We start from the raw sequence: 10,772 nt of genomic DNA, 5'->3' as shown, positions 1-10,772 counted from the left end.
CCGTCGTCCGGTGGCGCCCCGGCGTGCGGGCCGGGACGTTGGGGCGCCGCGGCCGGGCCCTGGGTGATGTGGGCGGCCGCCGCCTGGAGCGTGGCGTCATCGGCCTCGGGGACGACGTACCCGTTCGCGCGGATGTGCTCCAGCAGTTCCGGCTCCGGAGACACGCCGTGTTCGCGCAGGTAGTAGTTCACGGCCGCGGGCCAGATCCAGGTGCCGTCGCTGTGGAAGGCGATGGGGACGGCGCTCTCCGCGGCCGGGGAGAGCCGGTCGATGTCGAGGCCGCGTCCGGGCACCACCACCGGAGCGCCGTCGAGGTAGGCGAGCAGCCGGTCGGTCTCGGCGGGGTCGGGGTCGGGACGGTCGAGCACGGGCCGTCCGGCCTCGTCCGTGCCGTCGAAGATCCGCGCGGCCCGGAACCGCGGCCCGGGGCGTTCGGGGCCGATCCCCGCCATGCGGCGCATCAGCCAGTCGGGCACGTTCTCCTCGTCCCGGGGGAACATCCGGAGTTCGTCGGCGTAGGCCTGCGGCGGTGGGGTGAGGTCCCACTGCGGCTCGTCCCGGTCGTACTCCAGGTTGTAGCTGGAGGGGTGGTCGAGCTGGTAGCGGGCGTTGAACCACGTCCCCCGACCCTCCCGGTACATGCCGGTGCGCAGACGGCCGAACAGGTCGGCGATGTCGTGGGTCGCGACCCACTCCCGGGTGGTGTCGTCCGCGAGGACGACTTCCCCGGTGAGTTCGTGGTACCTCCCCACGGCGCGGTACTCGACGGTCACCCGGCGCCAGTCGCTCGGGGCCGCCCGCAGCAAGGAGAGGCCGATCTGCTTGACCAGGGTGTCCTGCTCGGTTGCGTTCAGCTGGGTCGGTAGTGCCACGCCCACATCTTGACCAAAGAACGCCACGGATGCACGGCACATGTGGACAACGTCGCCGTAGCGGAACGAACCTACGCCCCGTCGGAGGGCACATCGAGTGCGGAGCGCCACAGTTCACCTCAACGAGGCAACCTGACCGCGAAGCCTGCGCGGACAATCGGCCCTGATGACTACTCCGCGTGCCCTCGACGGCCCCGAACCTCCCCCGAACGCCGCAAACATGCCGTCCGTACGCGCGAAGCGGGCGCTCGGGACCGGTCTCGCCGTCCTCGTCGGGGTGGGGATGGCCGTGCAGAGCAGGATCAACGGTCAGCTCGCCGCGGAGCTGGCCGACCCGGTGCTCGCGGCGGTGATCTCGTTCGGCGGGGGGCTGGTGGTGTTGCTGGCCACGCTCGCGGTGTCCCCCCGGATGCGCCGCGGGGTCGGTCGCGTCACCTCGGCGCTGCGGACGGGCGGACTACGGCCGTGGCACCTGCTCGGCGGTCTGGCCGGTGCCACGCTCGTGCTGGGGCAGTCGGTCACGGTGGTGGTCATCGGGGTCGCCCTGTTCACCGTGGGGGTGGTCGCGGGACAGACGGTCAGCGGGCTGTTCGTGGACAAGGCCGGACTCGGCCCGGGTGGCGCCCGGGCGCCGTCCCTGCCGCGGGTCGTCGGCGCGGTGCTCACGGTGCTCGCCGTCGCCGGCACGGCGACCGGTGGCCTCGGCGACGCGGAGGCCGGGACCGTGTTGCTGCTGATCCTGCCCCTGGTCTCCGGGGGCGGGATGGCGTTGCAGCAGGCGTTCAACGGCCACGTCGGTGCCGTCGCGGGCAGTCCCCTCACGGCGGCGTTGGTGAACTTCACCGCGGGCACGGCCGTGCTGGTGCCGGCCTGGCTCGGCGTGCTGACGTTCCGGGGCGGTCCCGTCGCCTGGCCCGGGAACCCCGTGCTGTACCTCGGCGGCCTCGTGGGCGTGGTGTTCATCGCCACCGCCGCCCTGCTGGTGTCCCGGATCGGGGTGTTGCTGCTGGGACTGGCCTCGGTGGCCGGACAACTCGTCGGGTCGGTGCTGCTCGATCTGTTCGTGCCCGCCGCCGACGTCGAGGTCGGGGCGGGCACCGTCCTGGGCTGCGGCGTCGCCCTGTTCGCGGTCGCCGTGGCCTCCGTGGGCGGGCGCGGCCGGACCGGCGCGGTTCTGCGAGAATCGCGCACGTGACGGCGACGATTCTGGACGGCAGGGCCACCAAGGACGCGATCTACTCCGAACTCTCCGCCCGCGTGGCGGCGTTGACCGGACAGGGCGCCACACCGGGGCTGGCGACCGTGCTCGTGGGTGACGACCCCGGCTCGGCCCAGTACGTGCGGATGAAACACGCGGACTGCGAGAAGGTCGGGATCACCTCGATCCGCCGGGACCTGCCCGCGGACATCTCCCAGGACGACCTGCTCGGCGTCGTCGACGAACTGAACGCGGACCCGGCCTGCACCGGCTACATCGTGCAGCTCCCGCTGCCCGACCACATCGACCCGGGTGTCGTGCTCGAACGGATCGACCCGGACAAGGACGCCGACGGGCTCGCCCCGGTCAGCCTCGGCAGGCTCGTGCTGAACCAGCCGGGCGCGCTGCCGTGCACGCCGCTGGGCATCCTCGAACTGCTGCGCCGCTACGACGTGCCGCTGAACGGCGCGCGGGTCGCCGTCATCGGCCGGGGGATCACGGTCGGCCGGACCCTGGGTCTGCTGCTGACCCGTCGCAGCGAGAACGCCACGGTGACGCTGTGCCACACCGGCACCCGGGACCTCGCCGGCGAGGTGCGCGGGGCCGACGTGGTGGTGGCGGCGGCGGGCTCGGCCGGGCTCGTCACCCCGGACATGGTCAAGCCGGGCGCGGCGGTGCTGGACGTCGGTGTCTCCCGCGTGGACGACCGGCTCACCGGGGACGTCGCCCCGGGGGTGGCCGAGGTCGCCGGGTTCGTGGCGCCGAACCCCGGGGGCGTCGGGCCGATGACCCGCGCGATGCTGCTGTCCAACGTCGTCACCGCCGCCGAGCGGGCCGTACGGGGGTGAGCGCGTCCGTGCCGGCCCGTCCCCCCTCGGGCACCGGGGCGAGGCTCCTGGTGCACCTGCCGTTCGCCGCGGTGCTGCTGCTCGTCGCGCTCGCGGGGCTGCGCATCGCGATGTACCACTGGCGCGAGGGCGCCGTGCTGATCGGCGGCGCGCTGCTCGTGGCCGCGGTGTTCCGCGCGGCGCTGACCACGGCACAGGCGGGGATGCTGGTCATCCGGGGTCGTGTGGTGGACATCGCGAGCTACGCCGGGCTCGGCCTGGTGATCCTGTTTTTGGCCCTGACCATCACCGGCGGCCCGCTGCGCTGACCACCGGCGAACACGCGAAAAGGGGCGTCCCGGCCATGACGGGGGAATGGCCGGGACGCCCCTTTCGCGTGTGCCGCGACGTCACGCCGCGACGGGTTCGGGCCGGGACCGCTGGGGCTCGGTGTCGAGCCGGGGCAGGGGTTCGGGGTCGGCCACCGGCTCGGGGGCGCCGGTGACCGTGCCGGGGGTGCTGTCGGGGGACGTGTCCCCGGTCCGGACGGTGTCGGGGGAGTCGGTCGTCCGGGCCGGGGCGGCCGGTGCCGTGGTGGTGTCGGCGGTGTCCGTGGTGGTGTCCGCGGCCGCGGAGGCGGCCTTCGCCTTGGCGCGGCGGTCGGCCACGCCCGAGGTCACCGCCAGCGACAGCCCCACGACGGCGAGGCCGGCACCCACGAGGTTCGGCGACACGAGACCGAACCCGCCGGCGATCGCGAGACCGCCCAGGTAGGCGCCGATCGAGTTGGCGATGTTGAACGCGGACTGCACGGCGGCGGAGACCATCGACTGGGCGCCACCCGCCTTCTCCATGATCCGGGCCTGCATCATCGGGCCGATCATGAAGGAGGTCATGCCGATGCCGAACAGGGTCAGCGCGGCACCGACCTGGCTGTGGGCCGTCACGGTGAACAGCGACAGCACGAGGGCCAGTGCGGCGAGGCCGCCGTAGAGGCCCGCGGTGGGGAACCGGTCGGCGAGCCTGCCGCCGAGCACGTTGCCGACGGTCATGCCGACACCGGCCAGCGAGAGCAGCAGCGTCACGCTGGAGGCCTCGAAGCCGGCCACGTCGGTCAGCATCGGGGTCACGTAGCTGAGGCTGGCGAACCCGCCGCCGAGGCCGAAGGTGACGATCGCGAGGGCGAACCACACCTGCGGGCGACGGAAGGAACGCAGCTCACCGCGCAGCGAGCTGTCGGCGGACTGGGGCTGACGGGGGACGAGCTTCACGATGGAGGCCAGCGCGACGAGGCCGATCAGCGCGACCGCACCGAACGTCGCGCGCCACCCGACCTGCTGGGCCAGGAACGTCCCGCCGGGGACGCCGACCACGTTGGCCAGGGTGAGGCCGAGGAACATCATGGACACGGCCTTGGCCCGGCGCCGGGCGCCGACCAGGTTGGCCGCCACGACGGCACCGGCGCCGAAGAACGCCCCGTGCGGCAGTCCGGCGAGGAACCGGAACACCACCCCCGTCTCGTGGTTCGGGGCCAGGGCGAACAGCGCGTTGCCGAGGGTGAACACCGCCATCATGGCGATCAACATGGTCTTGCGGGGCAGTCGGACCGCCACGGCGGTGAGCAGCGGGGCGCCCACCACCACGCCGAGCGCGTAGGCGGTGATCATGTGGCCTGCGGACGGGATGGAGATGCCGAGGTCGGCGGCCACCTCGGGCAGCACCCCCATCATGACGAACTCCGTGGTACCGATGCCGAAGGCACCGATCGCGAGCGCGAGCAGCGCGATGGGCACGGGCTCTCCTTCGGGACGAAACGGTTCGGGGCGTCTCTGAATCGATCCAGTCCAGGGCGCACGGGGGCACGGACACCTGAACCGCGGGGGAGGTGACGGGATTGTCAGTGGTGCTTGATCGATCCAGAGGAGGACCGAAAGAAACCGGCCGCGATTCTCCGCCTTCGGAGTCCGTCGGGGACCGGTATCTATCTCGTGTCTAGTTCAACCGAAGATGCCCGCTGTGTCATCCCGTGTGAGAGTGACGCTGACCACGGACGGGTTTGAGAACGGCGTTCGTGGGCCGTGCCCACCACATTCCGGCGATCGAGCCCGTGGGATCGCCGGGATGCGGTGGGCCGCCGGCCCGCGTCACTCGGAGTGTGCCTCGACCTCGCAGTCCGGGCCGGGGAACATCAGGCCCTCGTGGCCGTCGGAGAACCTGACAAGATACGGCGGCTCGCCCTGCTCGCCGCGCACCTCGACGATCTCGCCCTGCCGTTCGCCCGCGCCCACGGTGCGCCCGTGTACGCGGATCCTGTCTCCCACGGATGCTCGCATCGTTGACCACCTCCGTACGGCCAGGGTAGGAGCGCCCCGGCCCCCGGGCGAGTCGAAACCCCCGACCCCCCTCGGTCGGGTCCCCCACCCCACCCGCGAGTCGCCACCCCACACCTGCGAGTTGCCGTTCCAGGTCCGCGAGTTGCCGGTTCCGTGCCTGCGAGTCGACGTTCCGCGCGGCGTTCCGTGAATTCCGGGCAGGAGCCGTGCGATCCGGGGCGTCGACTCGCGGGCCGGAGGTGTCGACTCGCGGGCCAGAGGTGTCGACTCGCGGGCCAGAGGTGTCGACTCGTGGGCATGGGGTGGCAACTCGCGGGCGGGAGGTGTTGACTCGCGGGCATGAGGTGGCGGCTCGCGGTGGTTTGCTGGTTACTCGCGGGAGCGGACCGGGGTGTGAGGTTGGCCGTAAATTGCGGGGCAGGAGACGTGCGGCCGGTATTAGCAGTACGCTTGTACCGCTACCACGTGCCGAACTACCGCGAGATCCGCGAGAGGAGCGCCGCCGCTCATGGCCAAGATCAAGGTCGAGGGCACCGTCGTCGAGCTCGACGGCGATGAGATGACCCGCATCATCTGGCAGTTCATCAAGGACAAGCTCATCCACCCGTACCTCGACGTGAACCTCGAGTACTACGACCTCGGCATCGAGGAGCGGGACCGCACGGACGACCAGGTCACGGTCGACGCGGCGAACGCCATCAAGAAGCACGGTGTGGGCGTCAAGTGCGCCACCATCACGCCCGACGAGGCCAGGGTGGAGGAGTTCGGCCTCAAGAAGATGTGGCGGAGCCCGAACGGCACCATCCGCAACATCCTCGGCGGCGTCGTCTTCCGCGAGCCCATCATCATCTCGAACATCCCGCGGCTGGTCCCCGGCTGGACGCAGCCGATCATCATCGGCCGGCACGCCCACGCCGACCAGTACAAGGCCGCCGACTTCAAGGTGCCGGGCCCGGGCACGGTGACGATCACGTACACGCCGGAGGACGGGTCGGAGCCGATCGAGATGGAGGTCGCCCGGTTCCCCGAGGGCGGCGGCGTCACGATGGGCATGTACAACTACCGCCGCTCGATCGAGGACTTCGCCCGCGCCTCGCTGCGCTACGGCCTCGACCGCGAGATGCCGGTGTACATGTCCACCAAGAACACGATCCTGAAGTCCTACGACGGGATGTTCAAGGACGTGTTCGAGGAGATCTACGAGAAGGAGTTCAAGGCCGACTTCGAGGCCAAGGGGCTGACCTACGAGCACCGGCTGATCGACGACATGGTGGCGGCCTCCCTCAAGTGGGAGGGCGGCTACGTCTGGGCCTGCAAGAACTACGACGGTGACGTGCAGTCCGACACGGTGGCGCAGGGCTTCGGCTCGCTCGGCCTGATGACCTCGGTGCTGCGCACGCCGGACGGCCGCACCGTCGAGGCCGAGGCCGCGCACGGCACCGTCACCCGGCACTACCGCCAGCACCAGGCGGGCAAGCCGACCTCGACCAACCCGATCGCCTCCATCTTCGCCTGGACCCGCGGGCTGGAGCACCGGGGCAAGCTCGACGGCAACTCCGAGCTGGTCGGCTTCGCGAACAAGCTGGAGCAGGTGGTCATCGAGACCGTGGAGAGCGGCAAGATGACCAAGGACCTGGCGCTGCTGGTCGGCGGGGACACTCCGTTCCAGACCACGCAGGAGTTCCTGGCCACGCTGGACCGCAACCTCGCGGCCAAGATCGCCCAGGGCTGACCCGCCCGCACGGTTCGCGTGAGGGGCACGTTCCCTGCATCGAACGCAGGGAACGTGCCCCTCACTGTGTGTGGCGCAGGCAGTATGCCCCTCACGGACACACCTGATCGCCGGGGGACGGAGGACTGATTCGGCCGAGGCCCCCCGGGGACCCGGTTTCGGTCCGGGGGCGCTGTCCGGTACACCCCGTCGCCGCCCCGACGGGGTGATTCGCCCGCTCGGGCCTGTCGACGGCGTGGCCTGGTGGCTACTCTGCCGAGTGATCCTGTCGCAGTCCGTGAGGAGTCCGGCGTGCTGGGGATACCGAAGCGGGTCGTCATCGTGGCCGCGGTCGTGCTGGGGTTGGCGATCATCTACTCGGCGGGCTCGGAGCAGCGGGAGTCCGAGGCCGACTCCGGGGATGGGCCGGACGGTGCGGCGGCCTGCCGTGTCGTGGTCACCGCGGACGTCCTCAACGTGCGCAAGGGGCCGGGCACGGAACACGAGGTCGTCGACCGGCTGCAGGCCGACGCCGAGGCCGACGCCACGGACGAGGTGCGGGACGGCTTCCGCAGGATCACCGGGGAACGCTGGGCCGCCGACGAGTTCCTGCGCCCGGTCGAGGGCACCGACTGCCGCTGACAGCGGGCGGGCTGACCGCGGCGGGGGCTGCTGACCGCGGCGGGACGGGTGGCCGTGCCGTGGCCCCGGCCACCCCACGGATCCACCCGGTGAACTCCGCCATGCGCCGTCCGCGGTGACGGCACGGCGACGGCCGCACGGGGTAGCCTGCGCGGCGTGCTCACCGTCTCCACCGTGAACGTGAACGGCCTGCGGGCCGCCGCGAAGAAGGGCTTCACCGAGTGGTTCGGCGCCACCGGCGCCGACGTGGTCGCCTGCCAGGAGGTCCGCGCCGCACCGGACGACCTGCCCGCCGCGCTGCGCGAGCCGGACGGCTGGCACGCCGTGCACGCCGACTGCTCGGTCAAGGGCCGCAACGGCGTCAGCCTCTACAGCCGGGCCGAGCCGGAGGCGACGCGCCTCGGCTTCGGCGCCGCCGAGTTCGAGGACTCGGGGCGCTACGCGGAGATGTGGCTGCCCGGCGTCGTGGTCGCGAGCCTCTACCTGCCCAGCGGGGACGTCGGCACGCCCCGGCAGGACGAGAAGGAGCGGTTCATGGCCGCGTTCCTGCCGTACCTGAGCGAATTGCGGGGCAAGGCCGCCGCCGACGGGCGGGAGGTGCTCGTGGTGGGTGACTGGAACATCGCCCACGCCGAGATCGACCTGAAGAACTGGAAGGCCAACCGGAAGAACTCGGGCTTTCTGCCCGAGGAGCGGGAATGGCTCGGCCGCGTGTTCGACGAGGCCGGGTACGTGGACGTGCAGCGCAGGCTCGATCCGGACGGGCCGGGCCCGTACACCTGGTGGTCGTACCGGGGCCGGGCGTTCGACAACGACTCCGGATGGCGCATCGATTACCAGGTCGCCACCCCCGGCCTGGCCGGCCGCGCCGAGACGGCGACGGTCGAGCGCGCCCCCTCCTACGATCTCCGGTGGAGTGACCACGCCCCGCTCACCGTGACCTACCGGAGCTGATGCGGCATATCGGGGAATCGCTGAACCAGCTGTCGAAGTACGACCCGTCGGTCGCGTCGAAGATCCCGGAGCCCGGCCGGATCGTCGCCTTGTCGGAACATCCTGATTCACGGCTATGCGCCGGTCGATGACGCTGTCGTGTGGCAACCGATCGGGTTCCAATGCTGGACGACGTACTACGGCGGCTTCTCGACGGGTAGCCGTCTGCCGCGGCTGCGCGGCACCACCCCCGTGTCCCTCGGTGTGACGGGGACCGCTAATCTCGTCCCCCGTTCCGGGCGTGTGACGTTGACACGCTCGGTAGCGTCCACTCGGCGATGTTCACACCACTGTGTGAGCGCGTCGGCGAAAGCGTGACTGATGATGCGGGAGGCACTGCGGTGCGCAACCCAGCCAGCGAACCGGGTCGGCCGGCCGTGCGCGGTGTCCGGGGTGCGGGTGTGACGGCCGGTGTGCTGGTCACGACGCTGCCCGTCGCCGCCGGGACCGCGTCGGCGGAGGCCGCCGGACGGGTCGTGCAGGCCGAACCGAACGCGCTGACGTTCGGACTTCTCGGGCCCGTGGGCATGATCGCCGTCGCCCTGGGCGTCGTGGGGATGGCCGCCGGTGTCGTCCGGCAACGGCGCAGGCCGCGCGCGCCGGAGGAACCGGCTCCGGTCGCGGAGGCGAGCGCGCCGACACCGACGGCGACCACGTCCCGGGACACCTCCGGTGCCGAGCCGCTGCTGACGATCCCCGCCCACGACTGAGCGGAGTCGCCGTCCCACCCGGCGTGCGTGCGTTCGGGTGATTCCGGCGCTCCGGGGAGGCCGCGGGGCCGCCCCCGGAGGCACGCTCGGGTGCATGGTCGACTCCCGCGTGTTCCTCCCGCCCCCGGAACCGACACCGACGCCGGAGGCATCGGAACCGACACCGACGCCGTCGGCGATGCGGCGCGCACTGCGCCGCGCCGAGGACGCCGCCCCGCTCGACGTGGCCGAGTCCGCCGTGCTGCTGCACGCCCGGGGGCCGGATCTTGAACGGCTGCTGGCCGTCGCGGGCCGCGTGCGTGACGCGCACCTGCTCGACCAGGGCAGGCCGGGCACGGTCACCTACAGCCGCAAGGTCTTCGTGCCGCTGACCCGGCTGTGCCGCGACCGGTGCCACTACTGCACGTTCGCCACGGTGCCGGGCCGGGTGGAGGCGCCGTTCCTGGAACGGGACGAGGTCCTCGACCTCGCCCGTGCCGGTGCCGACGCGGGATGCCGGGAGGCGCTGTTCACCCTCGGCGACCGCCCGGAGGACCGCTGGCCGCAGGCACGCCGGTGGTTGGACGAGCGCGGGTACGCCTCCACCCCGGACTACCTGCGGGCGTGCGCGGTCGCGGTGCTGGAGGAGACCGGCCTGCTGCCGCACCTCAACCCCGGTGTGCTGAGCTGGGAGGAACTGCACCGGCTCCGGCCGGTGGCACCCAGCATGGGCATGATGCTGGAGACCACCGCCGAGCGGCTGTTCTCCCGCCCCGGCGGACCGCACTACGGCAGCCCGGACAAGGACCCCGCCGTCCGCCTGCGGGTGCTGGACGACGCGGGCCGGGCCGGGGTGCCGTTCACCACCGGCATCCTCGTCGGGATCGGCGAGACGCCCACCGAACGCGCCGAGTCGCTGCACGAGATCCGCGCCCGCGCCCGCGGCTACCGCGGCATCCAGGAGGTGATCGTCCAGAACTTCCGGGCGAAACCGGACACCGCGATGCGCGCGCACGCCGACGCCGATCTCGCCGAGCTGGCCGCCACGGTCGCCGTCGCCCGCCTGCTGATGCCGCCGGGGGTGAGCGTGCAGGCCCCGCCGAACCTGGTGGGCTCCGAACACGACCTGCTGCTGCGCGCGGGCATCGACGACTGGGGCGGTGTCTCCCCCGTGACCCCCGACCACGTCAATCCCGAACGGCCCTGGCCGCACGTCGACGAGCTCGCCGCGATCACCGGCGCGGCCGGGTTCACCCTGCGCCAGCGGCTCACCGCGTACCCGCGGTTCGTGCGGGAGGCGGAGAAGTGGATCGACGTCCGCCTGCACGCCCACGTCGACGCGCTCGCCGACGCCGACGGACTGGCCGACACGGGTGCGGCGCCGCGCGGCCTGCCGTGGCAGGAACCGGACGGCGGGCTGGTCACCGTCGGGCGGGCCGACCTGCACACCGGCGTCGACACCCACGGCCGCAGCACCGACCGGCGCGGCGACTTCGACACCGTGTAC

General features: G+C 72.1%; 10 protein-coding genes and 1 pseudogene. 8 read left to right on the top strand and 3 right to left on the bottom strand.

Annotated elements, in window-relative coordinates; all coding sequences use genetic code 11:
* Positions 1-914, bottom strand: a pseudogene (locus SACPADRAFT_RS33530) (hypothetical protein); the annotation flags it as partial.
* Between the two features lie 124 nt (positions 915-1,038).
* Between SACPADRAFT_RS33530 and SACPADRAFT_RS0223030 the strand changes: the two are divergent.
* Genes SACPADRAFT_RS0223030 through SACPADRAFT_RS0223020 form a run of 3 tightly spaced genes read left to right on the top strand, consistent with a single transcriptional unit; the run spans position 1,039 to position 3,226 of the window.
* Positions 1,039-2,067: a DMT family transporter gene (locus SACPADRAFT_RS0223030; protein WP_233357252.1), complete on the top strand. Its 1,029-nt coding sequence runs from the start codon at positions 1,039-1,041 to the stop codon at positions 2,065-2,067.
* The gene (locus tag SACPADRAFT_RS0223025) at positions 2,064-2,918 is read left to right on the top strand and encodes a bifunctional methylenetetrahydrofolate dehydrogenase/methenyltetrahydrofolate cyclohydrolase (protein WP_007025041.1); all 855 of its coding nucleotides are present in this window, start codon (positions 2,064-2,066) and stop codon (positions 2,916-2,918) included. Before SACPADRAFT_RS0223030 ends, SACPADRAFT_RS0223025 begins: the two co-directional genes overlap by 4 nt.
* Entirely contained in the window at positions 2,915-3,226 is a 312-nt protein-coding gene (locus tag SACPADRAFT_RS0223020) for a DUF3017 domain-containing protein (RefSeq protein ID WP_007025042.1), read from the top strand. Before SACPADRAFT_RS0223025 ends, SACPADRAFT_RS0223020 begins: the two co-directional genes overlap by 4 nt.
* Before the next feature lie 81 nt (positions 3,227-3,307).
* On the opposite strand, the gene SACPADRAFT_RS0223015 is transcribed toward SACPADRAFT_RS0223020, so the two are convergent.
* Together SACPADRAFT_RS0223015 and SACPADRAFT_RS0223010 are read right to left on the bottom strand one after the other, a co-directional pair.
* On the bottom strand, positions 3,308-4,690 hold the full coding sequence (locus SACPADRAFT_RS0223015) for an MFS transporter (protein WP_007025043.1): 1,383 nt from the start codon (positions 4,688-4,690) through the stop codon (positions 3,308-3,310).
* A 351-nt stretch (positions 4,691-5,041) separates the two neighbouring features.
* Positions 5,042-5,230 carry a DUF1918 domain-containing protein gene (locus SACPADRAFT_RS0223010; protein WP_007025044.1) on the bottom strand — a complete coding sequence of 63 codons (189 nt, stop codon included), beginning with the start codon at positions 5,228-5,230 and terminating at the stop codon, positions 5,042-5,044.
* A 508-nt stretch (positions 5,231-5,738) separates the two neighbouring features.
* On the opposite strand from SACPADRAFT_RS0223010, the gene SACPADRAFT_RS0223005 reads away from it, so the two are divergent.
* From SACPADRAFT_RS0223005 to cofG, 5 genes are all read left to right on the top strand, one after another.
* Positions 5,739-6,962 (top strand): NADP-dependent isocitrate dehydrogenase, encoded by a 1,224-nt coding sequence (locus tag SACPADRAFT_RS0223005; protein WP_007025045.1) that lies wholly within the window; start codon positions 5,739-5,741, stop codon positions 6,960-6,962.
* A 291-nt stretch (positions 6,963-7,253) separates the two neighbouring features.
* Positions 7,254-7,583: an SH3 domain-containing protein gene (locus SACPADRAFT_RS0223000; protein WP_007025046.1), complete on the top strand. Its 330-nt coding sequence runs from the start codon at positions 7,254-7,256 to the stop codon at positions 7,581-7,583.
* A 156-nt stretch (positions 7,584-7,739) separates the two neighbouring features.
* Positions 7,740-8,537, top strand: a complete 798-nt coding sequence (locus SACPADRAFT_RS0222995; RefSeq protein WP_007025047.1) for an exodeoxyribonuclease III — start codon at positions 7,740-7,742, stop codon at positions 8,535-8,537.
* Between the two features lie 380 nt (positions 8,538-8,917).
* Positions 8,918-9,286, top strand: coding sequence for a hypothetical protein (locus SACPADRAFT_RS29435; RefSeq protein ID WP_007025049.1), 369 nt, complete (start codon positions 8,918-8,920; stop codon positions 9,284-9,286).
* 178 nt (positions 9,287-9,464) lie between these two features.
* Positions 9,465-10,772 (top strand): 7,8-didemethyl-8-hydroxy-5-deazariboflavin synthase CofG (gene cofG, locus SACPADRAFT_RS29430; protein WP_040924783.1); only part of this gene is annotated, 1,308 nt, incomplete at its 3' end.

Origin of the sequence: Saccharomonospora iraqiensis subsp. paurometabolica YIM 90007, assembly GCF_000231035.2 — a bacterium.
GTDB lineage: Bacteria > Actinomycetota > Actinomycetes > Mycobacteriales > Pseudonocardiaceae > Saccharomonospora > Saccharomonospora paurometabolica.
This window is presented reverse-complemented; position numbering and strand designations above follow the sequence as displayed.